This window comes from Thiorhodococcus minor (genome assembly GCF_010820565.1).
Classification (GTDB): domain Bacteria; phylum Pseudomonadota; class Gammaproteobacteria; order Chromatiales; family Chromatiaceae; genus Thiorhodococcus; species Thiorhodococcus minor.
Genome location: NZ_JAAIJQ010000049.1, coordinates 1 through 16282, shown reverse-complemented (window position 1 = coordinate 16282; position 16282 = coordinate 1). Strand labels below are relative to the sequence as shown.

The 16282-nt window shown below is 65.2% G+C and carries 11 protein-coding genes; all 11 read right to left on the bottom strand.

Features of this window, described 5'->3' with window-relative positions; all coding sequences use genetic code 11:
* Positions 1-113: 113 nt before the first annotated feature.
* The 11 genes from G3446_RS15995 to G3446_RS15950 all read right to left on the bottom strand — a co-directional run bounded on the left by G3446_RS15995 (position 114) and on the right by G3446_RS15950 (position 16188).
* Positions 114-1007 carry a trypsin-like serine protease gene (locus G3446_RS15995; RefSeq protein ID WP_164453835.1) on the bottom strand — a complete coding sequence of 298 codons (894 nt, stop codon included), beginning with the start codon at positions 1005-1007 and terminating at the stop codon, positions 114-116.
* Positions 1008-1051: 44 nt separating this feature from the next.
* Positions 1052-4204 (bottom strand): efflux RND transporter permease subunit, encoded by a 3153-nt coding sequence (locus tag G3446_RS15990; RefSeq protein ID WP_164453834.1) that lies wholly within the window; start codon positions 4202-4204, stop codon positions 1052-1054.
* Positions 4205-4207: 3 nt separating this feature from the next.
* Positions 4208-5065, bottom strand: coding sequence for an efflux RND transporter periplasmic adaptor subunit (locus tag G3446_RS15985; RefSeq protein WP_164453833.1), 858 nt, complete (start codon positions 5063-5065; stop codon positions 4208-4210).
* Positions 5066-5286: 221 nt separating this feature from the next.
* Entirely contained in the window at positions 5287-6591 is a 1305-nt protein-coding gene (locus G3446_RS15980; protein ID WP_164453832.1) for a replication-associated recombination protein A, read from the bottom strand.
* 6 nt (positions 6592-6597) lie between these two features.
* Positions 6598-7224: an outer membrane lipoprotein periplasmic chaperone LolA gene (gene lolA, locus G3446_RS15975; RefSeq protein WP_164453856.1), complete on the bottom strand. Its 627-nt coding sequence runs from the start codon at positions 7222-7224 to the stop codon at positions 6598-6600.
* A gap of 161 nt (positions 7225-7385) precedes the next feature.
* Complete coding sequence (locus G3446_RS15970; protein ID WP_164453831.1) at positions 7386-9932, bottom strand: DNA translocase FtsK; 2547 nt, start codon at positions 9930-9932, stop codon at positions 7386-7388.
* 691 nt (positions 9933-10623) lie between these two features.
* A complete protein-coding gene (locus tag G3446_RS15965; protein ID WP_164453830.1) occupies positions 10624-10839 on the bottom strand; it encodes a cold-shock protein in 216 nt (71 codons plus the stop codon).
* A gap of 1251 nt (positions 10840-12090) precedes the next feature.
* The gene (locus G3446_RS15960) at positions 12091-13392 is read right to left on the bottom strand and encodes an EAL domain-containing protein (RefSeq protein ID WP_164453829.1); all 1302 of its coding nucleotides are present in this window, start codon (positions 13390-13392) and stop codon (positions 12091-12093) included.
* A gap of 233 nt (positions 13393-13625) precedes the next feature.
* A complete protein-coding gene (locus G3446_RS15955; RefSeq protein ID WP_342450136.1) occupies positions 13626-13772 on the bottom strand; it encodes a DUF2061 domain-containing protein in 147 nt (48 codons plus the stop codon).
* Between the two features lie 3 nt (positions 13773-13775).
* Positions 13776-13901, bottom strand: coding sequence for a hypothetical protein (locus G3446_RS28985; RefSeq protein WP_342450135.1), 126 nt, complete (start codon positions 13899-13901; stop codon positions 13776-13778).
* A gap of 247 nt (positions 13902-14148) precedes the next feature.
* Positions 14149-16188, bottom strand: a complete 2040-nt coding sequence (locus tag G3446_RS15950; RefSeq protein ID WP_164453828.1) for an ABC transporter ATP-binding protein — start codon at positions 16186-16188, stop codon at positions 14149-14151.
* Positions 16189-16282 lie beyond the last annotated feature (94 nt).

The following is a 16282-nucleotide window of genomic DNA, read 5'->3' as shown; positions in this document are numbered from 1 at the left end:
GTATCGACGAGACGACAGGGCGCAACAACCCGGGGGCCGGCATGCTGCCCCAGGACGGGGTGGCCTCACCCTCTACCCGGCAAGGTCTTGAGCGACGAGACCTTTCCGCCGAATCAATCTGGCCAAGCCCCCCAATCCCGCAAGCCATGCAAATTGACCGACATATTTGACCGAGCCGTGTCCCGATGGCTGAGCCCCCAAACGGTGCCATGCACGCCGACCACATCGCCCTCGAACAGCACGGGGCCACCTGAATCGCCTGGACAGAGGGTTGCGCTCCCGGCGAGACGCTCTCCGGCGAAGCTATAGAAGTTGACGCTATCGACACGAATCACGCGGCTCCGTCCCCAAGTACGGCGCGCCGCTTGCCGACGGCTCCGTCCCCTGCGCCAATCGCTGACCCGCTCGCAGCCATAGCCGACCAAGATCACCTCGGCCCCGGCCGCCAATGGCGCTAGACGCACGGGAATCACGGGGATCCTTGGCGTTGCCTGGGCGACGCGCACCAGGGCCGCATCCGGAAAGCGGTCGCTGATCCGTGAGTCCGCATGGACCAGGCGGATGCGGCGATCGAGCTCGGCGCCGCTGTAGCCTTTGCGGTAATCCGCGATGAGTCCTTGCTGATACGCATACAGGCGTCTCAGCCCCCGTTCGAATCGAGGCGGCAGGTCGGTCCGTGCAACGACCAGGGGCTCGGCGCTCGGCCAATCGGCGATGGCCGCGTTGCTCACCCGAATCTGGCCGCCAGTGCGAAAGGCCGGAGCCAATCCGCCCGATGGCACGTCGATCACGCAGTGAGCCGCCGTCAAGAAGGTCCGCGGCGCGATCTTGGCCGCGCTGCATCTGGAATCCTGGGTCCGCCAGATTGTGACGACGGCGCCGTATGCTCCCGCACGATCGAGCTGGCCGTTGATCAATGCGGCACTGGGAAGACTGATTAGGCACAGTAGCAGGAAGAGCAGGCGCCCTGGATAACAGGGGACACGCCGAGCCTGGCTCGCGGGCATTGCCCGGATCCCGCTGGAAGGGCGTCTCTGCCGATCTCGGACGGTCATGGCGGCGCGACTCGCCGCCCTGCCCCGGCTCGGCGCTCCTGCCAGCCCATCATCAGGTCCCAGGCGACCGGAACGATGAAGAGCGTGAGAAAGGTCGCCGCGGCCAAGCCCGTCACGAAGGTCGAGGCCATGGTGCCCCAGACGATGGAATAGCTCGGGAAGCCGACCGCCATGGGCAGCAGGCCGAGCACTGTCGTCAAGGTCGTCAGAACGATGGGGCGCAGGCGGACGTGGACGCCGTCGATGATGGCCTCGCGGCGGCTCAGCCCGGCCCTGTAGCGCCGATTGATGAAGTCGAGCAAAACGAGGGAGTCGTTCACCACCACGCCGGTGACACCGACAACGGCGATGAAACTGTTGATGGTGAAGAGGGATTGGGTGAGCAGCTTGCCGAAGACCACGCCGATGATGGAGAACATCACGGCCGAGAGGATGATTAGCGGCTGGGCATAGGACTTGAACTGCGTCGCGAGGATCAAGTAGATGATGAGCAGCGCCAGCCCGAAGGCCCGCGTAAGACTGTCGAAGGAGCGCTGCGTCTCCTCGTAGGCACCGCCGAAGACCAGGGTCGCCCCCTGAAACTCGCCCCTAATCTGGCGGTATTGGTCGCGCACCCAGGCGACGATCTGAGGCGCGGAGAGCCCCGAGCCTGCTGCGATGTCCGCGGTGATGGTAAGACTGCGCTGGCGCTGGTAGCGCCTCAGCTCGCCGGGCTGGCTCTCGATGACCGGGTGGACGAGATCGCCGAGCAGCACCGGCCCGGAGGGGTGCTCGAGCGCCGGGATGTCGAGGGCGCGCTCGGGACGGTCGAGATAGGCGGGGTCGACGCGCAGCTTGAGATCGGCCTCCTCGTCGCTGAAGCGGTACTTGCCGAGATAGCGCCCGTCCAGCACCGCGGCGGCCAGTCGCGCCGCGTCGCCCTGCGTCAGTCCGAGCTCGCGCGCCCGCTCCGCGTCGACCTCCATGCGGAAGACCCGCGCGGGGCGGCCGCGATCGTCCGTAAGGCCGATGAGGCTCGGCCCGAAGTCCGGATGCACGTCCAGCCTCGCCAGCAGGGTATCGCTCAACCGGCGCACCGCGTCCTCGTCCGAGCCGACCACCTGGATGTTGAGATCCTTACCGCTCGGCGGGCCGTCCTTCTCGGCCCTGACCCAGACGCGAAAACCGGGCTCGGCGAAACGCGCAGTCAGGCGCTCGCGCATGCGCTCGAGGTGTGCCTGGGCATCGTCGAAGACTCGTTCCCCCTTGGATGGGAGGGCGACCATGAGGGTGCCGAGATTGTGCCCGTAGCTGTTCTCATAATCCTCGGTCACGGTGAAGCCGGCGAAGCCTGCCGCCGAGCGGGCGTATCCCGGCCCGTCGGCCATCACGACCTCCTCCATCGCCTTCAGGCGCGCGTCGATCCGCTCGATCGGCGTCTCGGCGGGTCCCTCGATGAAGGCGTAATAGAGGTTGTAGTCGTCCGGGAAGAACTGGATCTTCACCAGGGGCAGAATGCCCGCGACGGAGACGCCCATGATGGCAACGGAAGCCAGGAAGGCGACACCAACGAGCGCCAGCGCCGTCTTGCGGAACCTCAGCGCCACCCGCATCAAGCGGTCCGTCACTCTGCGCAGCCAGGCGAGGATGGCATTGTCGCGCTCATGCAGAGCGAGCCCATCCGTCATCGGACGGGGACCGAAATGCTCGTAATGCAGCGGCAGGATCACAAGACACTCCACGAGCGAGGCGACGATCGCGAAGCTGACGGTCTTGGGAATGAGGGCGAAGAACTCGCCCGTCGAGCCCGTCATGATGAGCATGGGCAGAAAGGCGGCCACTGTCGTCGCCGTCGCTGAGACGACCGGCCAGGCGACTTCCGCGGTGCCCTCGACGATCGCCCGCTCGATCGGCTCGCCGAGCTGGGTACGCCGATAGATGTTCTCCACCACGACAATGGCGTCGTCCACGATGATGCCGGAGACCAGTACGAAGCTGAACAGGGTGATCTCGTTCAGCGAATTGCCGGTGAGCTGGATCAGGACCATGGTCACCATGAAGGCGAAGGGAATCCCCAGGGTCACCAGACCCGCGTTACGCGGCCCCATGAAGTACCAGAGGATGAGTCCGACCAGCAGAACCCCGACGATCATGTTCCAGCCGAGGGTGCTGATGGACTCGCGGATATAGGTCGTCGAGTCCTGCGTCAGCGCGACCTTGATGCCCTGCTGGCTCAGCGCGGGCTCGATCTCCTCGAGAATGGCCTCGATGGCGGCATAGATGTCCAGCGCACTGCCGTCCTCGGCCTTGGCGACCAGCAGGGTCACGCAGGGCTGACCATTGACAGAGGTGAGGACACTGGGATCGCGATAGTCCGGGCGGGCGTCCCGGACCAGATCGCCAACCCGCACGAAGGAGCCGTCCGCATCGGCTCGGACGATGGTGGAGACGACCTGCTGGCGGGAGCGGAAGCGCTCGTCGACGCGCACCAGGAGCTCGCCCGAGGCATCGACGAAATCCCCCGCGGGGATGCTGACATTGGCGTCTTGGAGCGCCGCGGCGACCTGGTCGAAGCTCACGCCCTGCTGCTTGAGCCTGTCGGGGTCGAGCAGGACGTGGAATTCGCGCTCCTGCTCTCCTTGCAGGCGCGCATCAGTCACGCCCGGGATCTGCGACAGACGAACCTGGAGCTCCTTCGCCATGAGCGACAGGGCGCGATTGGAGCGCTCCCCGACCAGATTGACCGCCACCACGGGCAGCCAATAGGAGGTGCGGATGAGGTCGAAGCGCGGCGGGTCGATGCCCTCCGGGAGCCGTTCGAGGACGCTGAGCACGCGGAAGCGCAGCTCGTCGTAGAGGGAGTCATAGTCGCTGCCGTCGCGAAACTTGACGGTGAGCGACGAGCGCTCCCGCAGCGAGCTGGAGCGGATGAGCTCGACATTCTCCAGGCCGTCGAGCGCCTCTTCGATCTCGCGCGTCACCAGGGCCTCGACATCGCGTGGCGAGGCGCCCGGAAAGACGGTGGTGATCTCGACCTTGCCGAAGTTGATCTCCGGATAGCGCTCGGCCGGGATGAGACCGAGCGTAAAGACGCCGGCCACGATCATGAGCACGAAGATCAGATTGAAGAGGACCCGCTGGCGCAGCGTAAAGCGGACCAGGGACTCCACGGCTCAGGGCTCCGGCCGGGTGCTTAGGGCGTCGCCGGGTGCCAGGTCTGGGCCGACGACGCGCAGCTCACCCTCATGGAAGGGATCTTCGCCGAGCATCAAGACAGGCAGGCGCTCACCATCCTGGCGCCTGACCCAGTGCTCCTCATAGCTGGTACCCAGGGTGGCCGCGGGAACCCGAACGGCGCCACTAGCCTCGGGCAGACGCAGAGCGAGCCGCACCCGCAGCCCACCACGCATCTCAGGCAGAGGCTCGCTGACCGCAAGCTCCACAGCCACCTTGCGCGTCCGCGCGTCGAACCCTGGACTCACGCGATAGATCCGCGCGCGCGCAGCACGGCGCAGGTCGGTCACCTGAACCTCGACATCGTCACCAACCGACTTCAGCGCCATGAGCTGATCCGGTGTCAGCGCGAAGGGCACCAGGAGCGTCGAGAAATCGCCGGCTCGTCCGACCACCTCGCCCTCGGAGACCCATTGCCCCGGCTCGATCGCGCGCTCGGTGACCTGCCAGCCCGGGGCGCCGCGGATCAGCGACCGGGACAGGCGCTCCTCGGCGATGCGCCGCTTGACGTCCAGCGCCTTCAAGGCGTGTCTGTTGTCGCGCAGGGATTGCTCCAGGGCATCCAATTGCGACGCTGAGGTGTTCTTCTCTTCCGCCAAGGCCCGATAACGAAGCGCCTCGCGCTCGTCGAAGGCGATCTGCGTGCGCAGCCGCTCCTGCTGCACCTGCAGCTCTTCGAGCTCGAGCCGAATGAAGGTCGTATCGAGCTGGGCGAACCGGCCCTCCGCGTCCAAGGGCTCGCCGACATCCGCGAAGACGGCCTCGACCCGACCGGACTGCTCGGCGGCCAAGGGCATTTCAGCTCTCGCCCGAGTGAAGCCGGTCAAGGACACAAGGCGCTCGGCCGGCTTGGCCAGGACAACGCCTGGGTCCGGCGCTTCGCTCGCAGTGGCGCCGCAAAACGCCACGAGCAGGACCACGGCGAGCATCTGCCAAGAGGACAGGCACCAGATGCCCCCGCGCAGGATCGCAAGAGACCTGCCGCTGCTAGGCCTGCGCCCCGCACGCATCCACCCACTCATTCCTTTGGCGCCGCCTGATCGAGCGCGCGCAGATGCGCGAGCTTTTCGCGAATGCGGATCTCGAGTCCGCGGTCGACGGGGGCATAGTAATGACGCTCGCCCAGCTCATCCGGGAAGTAACGCTCCCCTGCAGCGTAGGCCTCGGGCTCGTCGTGGGCATAGCGGTAGGCACGGCCATAGCCGAGCTCCTTCATGAGCTTGGTCGGCGCATTGCGCAGGTGAACGGGAACCTCCAAAGAGCCCGAGCCGCGGGCATCGGCCAAGGCCGCGCCCCATGCCTTGTAGACGGCATTGCTCTTCGCGGCGCACGCCAGATAGACGGCGGCCTGGGCCAGGGCCAGCTCACCTTCCGGCGAGCCGAGCCGCTCCTGAGCATGCCAGGCGTTGATGGCCAGATCCAAGGCCCTCGGATCGGCGTTGCCGATGTCCTCGCTCGCCATGCGCACGAGCCGCCTGGCGATATAGAGCGGATCGCAGCCGCCGTCGATCATGCGCGCGAGCCAGTAGAGGGCAGCATCCGGACTCGATCCGCGCACCGACTTGTGCAAGGCCGAAATTTGGTCGTAGAAGCTGTCGCCCCCCTTGTCGAAGCGGCGCACAGAGGCGGCCGAGACCTCGGCCACGACCGAGGTGTCGATCTGGCCCTGTGGCGCGACCTGGGCGGCGAGCTCGAGCAGATTCAAGGCGCGGCGCGCATCCCCGTCCGCCGTCCTCGCAAGCAAACGGGCCGCTTCGCCATCGAGGGCCAGCCCCTGCCCGCCAAGCCCGGCATCCGCGGCCCCGAGCGCGCGCTCCAAGACCTTCAGCAGGTCTTCCTCGGTCAGCGGCTTGAGGACATAGACACGCGCGCGCGACAGGAGGGCGTTGTTGAGCGAGAAGGAGGGATTCTCGGTCGTTGCCCCGATGAAGATCAGGGTGCCGTCTTCGACATGCGGGAGAAAGGCATCTTGCTGGCTCTTATTGAAACGATGCGCCTCGTCGATGAAGAGGACGGTTCCCCTGCCCTCCATCTGGCGCATCGCCTTGGCCTCGGCCACCGCCTCGCGGATCTCCTTGACGCCAGCCAGCACCGCGGAGATGGTCAGGAAGTGCGCACCGGATTGGCTGGAGAGCAGTCGCGCCAGCGTCGTCTTGCCGGTGCCCGGAGGACCCCAGAAGATCATGGAGTGCAGACGCCCGGACGTGATGGCCTGGCGCAGCGGCTTGCCCGAGCCGACGAGGTGCGCCTGTCCGGCGAAGTCGTCGAGACGCGCCGGCCGCATGCGATCGGCGAGCGGCGCGTCACCTGCTGCGCGAGTCATGATGCCCTAGTCGAACTTGAGGAAATCGTCGACGGCGCGCGGATCGATCTCGAAGAGGCTGGGCTCGAGCTTGAGATTGCGCCGCGCCCCGCTGAAGTTCAGCCGCGTCTCCTGCCCGAAGCTGTCTTCCATGATGAGGCTGTCGAGCGTCCGAGCGCCGAAGCCGAGCTCGATCCGGACGATATCCGTGTCCTTCGCCTTGGGAATGAGCTCGACCCAGTCACGTCCGTCGGTGCTGTCGATCGCGCGGACCCGAAAGTGCTTTTCGATGGGATCCGCACTCGCGAGCAGCAGGGCCGGCGTTCCGCTCAACGCCTTCTTTTGGCTCTGGTGAGAGACCTGCTTGAGCTCGAGATCGTGGACGTAGACACGTTTGCCGTCGGCGAGAATGACTTGCTTGTTCGGCTTGTCGTACTCCCAGCGGAAACGGCCAGGACGCTGGAGATAGAGCGTGCCGCTCGCCTCCATCATCTGCGTGCGGTCCGCGTTGAAGGTGTATTGCTGAAAGCTCGCCTCCAGGCTGTCGAGCCCGGCCAGGTAGTCGTCGACCTGTTCGGCGGCATCCATCGCAAAGGCGCCGCCTGTCCAGACGAGCACCAAGAGGCCAGACAGGATGGCGGCGCCAGCACGCATCTGCGCCCATCGCCGCCAAGGAGCTGCCCGCCAGCGCGCCGGCACGAGATCGGAAATCAAAGCCATACCCAGTCTTCTCCAGAGTAAGTGCCCGAGCGTGGAGACAACGCCATGGTCGAAAAGTGCCGACCGCCAATCCGCCGACGACGCCTGCGAGGCGGTCAATCGTCCATCGGAGGCGGCGCCAGCACCTCGCGGTTGCCGTTGGTCTCGGCCGGACCGACGATGCCGATGCGCTCCATCTCCTCGACCATGCGCGCCGCGCGGTTGTAGCCGATCTTGAGCTTGCGCTGCACGCCCGAGATGGACGCCCGTCGACTCTCGACGACGAACTGGACGGCCTCGTCGAAGAGCGGATCGGTATCCTCGGTCTCCCCCTTCGGCTCGGGATCGATACCGGGCAGCGCCTCGGTCGGCTCGCGAAGCACATCATGGATGTAGTCCGCTTCGCCGTACTGGCTCTTGAGGAACTCCACCACGCGATGGACCTCGGGGTCGTCGACGAAGGCGCCGTGAACGCGCTGCGGCAGGTTGCCGCCGGGCGGGAGGTAGAGCATGTCGCCATGGCCTAGGAGCTGCTCGGCGCCCATCTGATCGAGGATGGTGCGCGAGTCGATCCGCGAGGACACCTGAAAGGCCATGCGCGTCGGGATATTGGCCTTGATGAGGCCGGTCAGGACGTCGACCGAGGGACGCTGGGTCGCGAGCAGCAGGTGGATGCCGGAGGCCCGCGCCTTTTGCGCCAAGCGCGCGATCAGCTCCTCCACCTTCTTGCCGACCACCATCATCATGTCGGCCAGCTCGTCGATGATGACGACGATATAGGGCAGGTGGCCGAGCATGGGGACCTCGCCACCCGACGCCAGCAGATCCTCCTGGCTGACCGTCGGGTCCGGGATGGGCGTGCCTGCCGCTTCCGCCTCGGCGATCTTGCGGTTGTAGCCGGCGATGTTGCGCACCCCGAGCTTGGCCATCAGCCGATAGCGCCGCTCCATCTCGCCCACGCACCAGCGCAAGGCGTTGGCCGCCTCCTTCATGTCGGTGACGACGGGCGTCAGCAGATGCGGGATACCCTCGTAGACGGAGAGCTCCAGCATCTTGGGGTCGACCATGATGAGGCGCACGTCCTCCGGCCCCGCCTTGTAGAGAAGGCTCAGGATCATGGCGTTGATCGCCACCGACTTGCCCGAGCCCGTGGTGCCGGCGATGAGCGCGTGCGGCATGCGGGACAGATCCGAGACGACGGGGAGTCCGGAGATGTTGGTACCCAGTCCCAGCGTCAGCGGCGAGGACGCATCCTGGTAGGCGGGCGAGTCGAAGATCTCGCGCAGGAAGACGGTCTCGCGCTGCTTGTTCGGAATCTCGATGCCGATGACCGACTTGCCCGGGATGATCTCGACCACCCGCACGCTGACGGTTGTGAGCGCGCGCGCCAGATCTCGCGCGAGCCCAGTGATCTTGCTGGCCTTGATCCCTGGCGCCAGTCGCAGCTCGAAGAGGGTTACGACTGGCCCCGGATAGACGGCGACCACCTCGACCTCGACGCCGAAATCGGCCAGGTTGCTCTCGACCTGGCGCGACAGCTCCTCGAGCCTCTCCTGCGAGTAGCCGCGCCCGCTTCGCCGTGGCACATCGAGCAGATCGAGCGGCGGCATGGGCGCGTCGCCGGGCGCGAAGGCGCGCTTCTTGCCGCCGGGCTGCGCGGGAGACGACGGCTGGGGCCTGGCGTCGCTGGCTGGCCGCGGCACGGTGTCGCGCAGGCCCTCGGCGACCCCGCGCAAGGCGGCGCCAGCGGTCTGCATCAAGCTCGGCTTGGAGCTCGGCGATTCTGTGCGCACCTCGGGGGCCGGAGTCACGACCTCCACGGCCGCGGGATCGGTCATCGCATCCTGAACCGCCTGTGGCAGCTTCGTCGGCGAGCGACGACGCGCCTTGCGCCTGAGGCTGGCCTGCCCTTCGTCGCTATCGCCCGAGAGCGGCGCCGCGGATGGATCGACCAGCTTCAGCGCCTTGGGGAGGCCGTCTGGATAGGCCTCCCTCTCCGAGCGCTTGCGCACCTGCGTGGAGGAGAGACCGCCGATCGAGCGCGTCAAGCCCTGCCAAACCGAAGTCGCCCCCTGCAGGACAGCGGCCCCGATGGCGTCCATCAGCTTGACCCAGGAGATGCCGAAGAACAGCGTCAGGCTGACGACAAGCCCCCCCACCAGCAAGAGGTTGGCCCCCGTCGGATTGAATGCCGCAACCATATGACTGCTGACGAGGAGTCCCAGCCCACCACCTGCACCATTGGGCAGATAGCCACCATAGTCCGCGAAATGAATGGATGCGAAGGCACAGCCGCCCGCTACGGTGACCAGAAAGCCCATCCAGCGCAGCGACAGCAGCCAGGTCTTGACGCCAGCGTCCTCACCTGGACCGCGGAAAACCAGCCAGGCGCTCCAGGCGACCATGAAGGGCAGCAGGTAGGCGAAGAATCCGAACAAATAGAGCGCGATGTCGGCGAACCAGGCACCGGTCCGGCCGCCCGCATTGCTGATCTGCGTGGCCTCGCCGACATAGGACCACCCCGGATCTTCCGGTGAGTAGCTCACCAGTGACAGCGCAAGGTAGATGGCAGCGCACATCAGCGTCCACATCGAGCCCTCGCGCAGTGCGCGCTCGACGTGATCGCTGAAAGTGAGCTGCCCGTAGCGTGTTGCCTGTGCCATGCGGTCCTCCAAATCTTCCACGGCATTATAGCCTTAGAGGATTTTTTTCGCGCGAATTCGGCATCGGCGGCAGGGCGAGCCGGTAACAGCGGGCCTAACACCCGCAGCGACTTGGGAGAAGGGTGAGCGGCGAGGCGCAGCCAGGCCGCGCAAGCGAGATGGTGCTGCCTGAGCCGTCCTCAGATGACTCCGATCACAGACAGACCTCGATTGAGCGATCGATGAGAGAGGGTCAGAGCCAGGGAAGGTGAGGAAATGCTGGACTCATCGACCTGAGGCACGAAGCCCGGGGTCGGCGGAAGCTCGACGCATTGTTTGTCGCCTCCCCCGCGCGGCGCCCCAGCTTACACAGACAGAGGCAATTCTCGCGGTGCGCTCGGTACATTTTCATAGCCCCGGAGCCCGTCTCACCCGAGGGGAGACAAGTAATCGAGACGATGATGGCGCTCCACAGAGAAACGAGGGAGCAATCCGAGCCGAAGCCGGAGCCGGAGCCACAGCGCTCCTACTTCAAGCCTGCTCGGAGCAGTGACGGCCGCGGGACAGGACGATGGAAGCCCCTAAAAAGCGCTTTCACTCCGCCCTCAGAGCCCGCACTCACGCCGATCAGCGCGCAGCACGATGGGGCGTGCCGGCTCGACGGCAACACAGCCCCGCGAGCACCGCCCGCCCTATCTCGCGACCGTGCCCCTCAAGCGGGTGTCACGTTCTCCGCCTGCGGCCCCTTAGGCCCCTGAGTCACCTCCATGGTCACTCGCTGGCCCTCGAGCAGGGTGCGGCGTCCACCGCCACTGTTGATCGCACTGTAATGCACGAAGACATCCTTGCCCTCTTCTCGCTCAATGAACCCATAGCCCTTTTCATCATTGAACCACTTGACTGTTCCAGAAACCAATTCGCCTGCCATAACAACCTCATCACAAAAAACGCACCAACCTACGTTGGCATTTCTAATGACATAGCCTTGAGAAAAAGCTAAGTCATTCCGCTCGATAGCGAGTGGAATTCATCTTGCTGACACCCTGGCTCCCTGCGAGCATGACTGACATCCACCTGGCTCGGGCGCGGGCGGGTGTCGGACGCTGCTCGCACTTCAGGACAAGACGGTCCAGCATACCTCGCACAATATCAGTAGATCACACAAGACCGGATCCCAAAAGACCAGATTCCACAAGGAGCATCCCGCTCGAGCTTTCGCTCCACTCTGCCATACCCGAGCTTGAGCCCAAGCTCAGCGGACCCGCCATCCTGCTCAGGCGCCCGTTCGCGCACTTGCGCTTGGCGCGCATTTCCCACCACCCACAAGTTTCTAATAGGCACCGAGCCGCGACTCAAATGCCGCGGCGGAGAAGCCGAGCAAATTGGCCGGGGATTGCCTCTGCAGGGCGAACGAAGGGAGTGGGGCAGTAAAGATAGGGTAAAGAGGTCAGGAACTATGATTTCGAGCTCATTTCTCGCGCTCCATTTGCGCGGGTTATGATCAGCAGCCTCGCGGAAGGTCCGACTTCCCGTTCTTGTTGCACTCAGTGCATCCGATGGGCGGATTATACCTGATAAAAGGTCCGTGCAAATGCTGTTCAGGATAGGAAAGCGCGTTGCGATTCTCCAACAGATCCTGCGGCCTTGATCGTCAGTTGGACCGGTAGGGTGGACGAGCGAGAGCGAAGTCCACCGAATCCCGCGCCGGCGTTTGGTGGACCGCGCTGCCCTTACCCATCCCACAATGGGAGTCCGGACCAATCGATGACCGACGCCGATCCTGCAAACGCCCGCATAGGTCTGAGCTGATCGCCCAGCGACGGCATCATGATCGACCAGCCAAATACTCTAGCTCGCATTCCATAGAACAGCTGGAGTCGACGGGACTTGCCACAGCGCTCACGATGGGCGAAAGAGGCCGTCTTGAAGAAGATCGGGGGCAACGACCGCGGGCCCTCATCCGTGACGGGCAGCCAGGAATGGCGCTCCCGGCGAGCCAGCGGCGCGCTGACACTTTAGGCGATTGCCGGAACTGCTTGTACCAGCCTGGCGCCGGATTGAGGCCCTGCTTCAAGGAGCGCCGACAGGAGCATCGCCGGGCGATTGACTGGCGGGGCGGCACAGAAACACAGAAGGCGGTCATCAAGACAAGCGAGATGTTGCGTTGCCAGAAATCGCCTTAGATGATGGGCGCGGACTCGACCATTGTCACGCTGGGGTAGACCAGCTCCTGATTCGGCACGCAGGTGAAGTTGCCCTGAATCGCATCGACACCGGCCGCGAAAAGGATCGGCATCAGCTCGGCGTTCTCCACGGCCAGGGCGATGACTTGCATACCCTCCTTATGGGCGCAACGAACGAAGGCGTTGAGCGCCTGTTGGGACGCAGCCCCCTCCACGAGCCCCTGTACGGTGGCGGCCGACAGCTTCACATGGGTGACGATATCGGGATAAGACTCGAGCAGCTGGAGCTCCTCCAAGCGAGGATCTTCCAAGAGGATTCCGTGCCGTTTCGCCTTCAGCATCTCCGCCAAACGCTCGACCCCGTCGCGGGCCTCTTTGAGCGCCGCCTTCTTGATCTCGATGACGATCGAGCCAGGCGTCAAGTGCGCGGCGGAGAAAAAGGCCCCGATCGCCCGAATCTGCTTCTCGGACTTCAGCGTCTCGAGCGACAGATTCACGAAGAGAACGGCGTCTGGCGCCCCGCTACTCTGCATCTGCTCGAGGACCGCAATCGCCTGGCGGCAGATCCACAGGTCGATGTTGCCGATCCAGTCGGCCTCGACAGCCAGCGGCAGAAAGGCGTCGGGCAGCAGCAGCCGGCCAGCTTCATCCTTCAGCCGAACTAGCGTCTCGAACATGTTGCGATGCTGCCCATCCGGTCTGAGCGCCACGATCGGCTGATACTCCAGAGTCAGTCCGCCTGCGTCGATGAGCGCGCGTACCCGATTCAGGTCCAAGGGCTTCGGCACCTCGCCGCTATTGGACCGCAAGCCGCCCTGGTGGACGTGCTTGCCGAGGTCGCTGATCGTCGGCACGACGAACTGGCTCCGCCCTCCAGACTCGCCGACGACGGAATGCCGAAGCTCCCGTAGCTGCTTGCGGGTCGCCGCATTGCGGATCTCACGCTCGCAGACCGCCAGGAGATGATCGACATCGTCTCGCTGGACGACATCCGCGGCACCGCAGCTCAACCCCTCGGCCGGGCGCGGCTCATTCGCTGCGCCCTTGAGCAGAATCAAGGAGGCGTCGAGGCGATCACGCACAGGGGCGAGATAGGTGACGATGTCCTGCTCGAAGAAGACCGCGGCATCGCAAAGGATCAAATCCCACCAGCTCGGCTGAGTCAAAGCGGACTTGATGGCATCGGAATGCGCGGCCTCGGTCATATCGACGACGATTCCCTGCCGATTCAGGAGCGCGCTGATGCGCAGCTCAGCAGGCTCCGGATAGATGCAGAGAATATTTTTGATCTTTTTCATCCTGAAGCTGCTCTTGCAGGGCGTCGCTGACGAGAATTTTCCGACACCGACGATAGTCGGTGACGGAAAACCATACGTCGCGCCTTACAAAAGCGCAAGCAAGGCGGACGAGAGGCCAATGGATCCTGCGCTCTGTGTCGCAGACCCGCTCCCGCCTGGGCGCCGGCGCACCCGCTTTCCCTGTCTTCGCAGCGACGCCGCCTGTCCGCGAGGCCGCGGAATCGAGCCAACGATCAGGCTGCAGCCTGCAACCCAGCCTCTCCGCTGCGCGAGCCCTCCCGAAGGCGGGTCCAGATCAGCTCGTGGAAAACGTAAGCGACCGTATTGACGGCAGGCTCTCCCAAGGCGATCGCACCACCGACGATCACGCTGCCGGTCATCACCTAGGCTATGGTGAAGGCGACGGCCATGTGCACCGCGCCGAAGGTCGTGGTCTGGATCATCTTAATAAGGAGCAGTTGAACCGCAAAGAGCGCAAAGAGCGCAAAGAGCGCAAAGGATTTCGACATCTTGTCTGCGAAGCGATGCTCACTCAGAGGGTGAAGAGACGCGGCGATGCAAGTCTCTGTTTTTCTTCGTGTCCTTCGCGCCTTTGCGGTTCCAATTGCCGAATCTAGGATCATGGTCGGACCCTCTTGCTGTCGTTGCCTGAGAAGACAAGTGAAGCAGAGCAAGAAGAAATATCGATTGAGATGAAACCACCGATCGCAAACTCCGATCGACCCCAGGCAAGGGGATGCAGGCCTGAGGCAGGGCTCAGCTTGATCGAGTAACGAGGTGGCAGCTCAGGACGCGCGTCGCGCTGGCCTGCACGCTTTCGGGATAGCTGTGAGCGCAGCGCTCGAAGGCCTCGGGGCAGCGCGGATGGAAGTGGCAGCCGCTCGGCGGGCTGCTCGGTGAGGGCATGTCGCCTTCGAGTCGAATGACGTTGCGGCGCTTGCCCTGCTCCACGACCGGCACGGCGGAGAGGAGCGCGCGGGTGTAGGGATGACGCGGATCGTCCAGGATCTCGTCCACCTGGCCACGCTCGACGATGCGCCCCAGGTACATGACGGCGACCTCGTGGGCGAGGTAGGCCACCACGGAGATGTCGTGGGTGATGAAGAGGTAGGCCAGCCCCAGGCGCGCTTGCAGATCCTTGAGGAGATTGAGGATCTGGGCCTGAACCGAGACATCGAGGGCGCTGGTCGGCTCGTCGCAGACGATGAGGCGGGGCTCGACCGCAAGGGCGCGGGCGATGCAGATGCGCTGGCGCTGACCGCCCGAGAACTCGTGCGGGTAGCGCGTGGCGGCCTCGGGGTCCATGCCGACCAGGTCCAGCAGCGCGTCGACGCGGCGCATGCGCTCGGCGCGGCCCTTGGCGATCCCCAGCGCCTGAAGCCCCTCGCCAATGATGTCGCCCACGAGCATGCGAGGGTTCATGGAGGCGAAGGGATCCTGGAAGACGATCTGCAGGTCCTTGCGAAAGCCGCGCATCCGGCGGTTGTCGAGGCCGATCAGCTCCTGACCGCGATAGCGGACCGAGCCGCCGGTCGGCTGGATGAGCTGCAGGATGCCCTTGCCCGCCGTGGTCTTGCCGCAACCGGACTCGCCGACCAGGGCCAGGGTCTGCCCCTCGCGGAGGTCGATGGAGACGCCGTCGACCGCGCGAACATGACCGACCACCCGACGCAGGACGCCGCGATGAATGGGGAAGTAGACCTGGAGCCCCTGCGTGCTCAAGAGCGGCGAGCCCGCTTCCGCGGATGGCTGGACATCGACCGGCACGCTTGCCGCAACGCCAGCGTCTTGAGGCGGCTCGGCCGGACTGCCCCCCTGCCCCGCCGCCTGCGAATCCCAGAGGAAACAGCGCGCCCCATGCCCGCCCGCAATCTCGAGCCAACGAGGCGCTTGAGTCCTACAGATGTCCATCGCCGCGGGGCAGCGGTCCGCGAAGCGGCAACCTTTGAAGACGGTGTCGAGCCGAGGTACCCGTCCCGGAATCACCGCCAGACGACCGCTGCGCTTCTCCGCGGCCGGTAGGCTCTGAAGCAGCCTGCGGCTATAGGGGTGCGCCGGGCTGGCGAAGAAATCGGCCACGGACGCCGTCTCGACGATGTGCCCGGCGTACATCACGGCGAGGCGATCCGCCGTCTCGGCGACCACGCCGAGATCATGGGTAATCAGCAGGACCGCCATGCCGGTCTCACGCTGCAGGTCCTTGAGGAGCCGAAGCACCTGCGCCTGGATGGTGACGTCCAGTGCCGTCGTCGGCTCGTCCGCGATCAGCAGCTCGGGATCGCCGGCCAGGGCCATGGCGATCATGATGCGCTGTTTCATGCCACCTGAGAGCTGGTGCGGGAATTCCTTCACCCGCTGCTCGGGGTCCGGGATGCCGACGGCGCGCAGCAGCTCGACCACACGCTCGGGCACCTGGGCGCGCGAGCGCCCCTCGTGGATGCGCACCGCCTCGGCGATCTGATCGCCGACCGTCATCACTGGATTCAGCGACGTCTGCGGCTCCTGGAAGATCATCCCCATGCGCCCGCCGCGGACCCGGCGCATCTCCGCCTCGGTCAGTCGCAGCAGGTCGGTGTCGCGCAAGCGCACAGCGCCCGCCGCGATCCGGCCGGACGGCGGGAGCAGGCGCATCAGGCTCAGGGCCGTCATGGACTTGCCGCAGCCGGACTCCCCCAGAAGCGCGAAGGTCTCGCCGGCCTGGATGTGCACATCCTGGCCGTCGACGACGGTCACCGGGCGGCTCGCGTCACCGAGCTGGGTCTTGAGTCCTTCGACGGAGAGTAAGGGGGCGGTCATGGAGTGGTCAGTGGTCAGTGGTCAGTGGTCAGTGGAGAGTGGGGGGGGGGTTTGGGGTGTAGGCTTGCGCGAAGACCCATGACAGAAGACAAGT

Coding starts and splice junctions, on each gene's coding strand:
- G3446_RS15980 (WP_164453832.1), bottom strand. CDS start 6,591: ATGACTCGCGCAGCAGGTGACGCGCCGCTCGCCGATCGCATGCGGCCG.
- G3446_RS28985 (WP_342450135.1), bottom strand. CDS start 13,901: ATGTCGAAATCCTTTGCGCTCTTTGCGCTCTTTGCGCTCTTTGCGGTT.
- G3446_RS15950 (WP_164453828.1), bottom strand. CDS start 16,188: ATGACCGCCCCCTTACTCTCCGTCGAAGGACTCAAGACCCAGCTCGGT.
- G3446_RS15970 (WP_164453831.1), bottom strand. CDS start 9,932: ATGGCACAGGCAACACGCTACGGGCAGCTCACTTTCAGCGATCACGTC.
- G3446_RS15955 (WP_342450136.1), bottom strand. CDS start 13,772: ATGACCGGCAGCGTGATCGTCGGTGGTGCGATCGCCTTGGGAGAGCCT.
- G3446_RS15985 (WP_164453833.1), bottom strand. CDS start 5,065: ATGCCCTTGGCCGCCGAGCAGTCCGGTCGGGTCGAGGCCGTCTTCGCG.
- G3446_RS15960 (WP_164453829.1), bottom strand. CDS start 13,392: ATGAAAAAGATCAAAAATATTCTCTGCATCTATCCGGAGCCTGCTGAG.
- lolA (WP_164453856.1), bottom strand. CDS start 7,224: ATGCGTGCTGGCGCCGCCATCCTGTCTGGCCTCTTGGTGCTCGTCTGG.
- G3446_RS15995 (WP_164453835.1), bottom strand. CDS start 1,007: ATGCCCGCGAGCCAGGCTCGGCGTGTCCCCTGTTATCCAGGGCGCCTG.
- G3446_RS15965 (WP_164453830.1), bottom strand. CDS start 10,839: ATGGCAGGCGAATTGGTTTCTGGAACAGTCAAGTGGTTCAATGATGAA.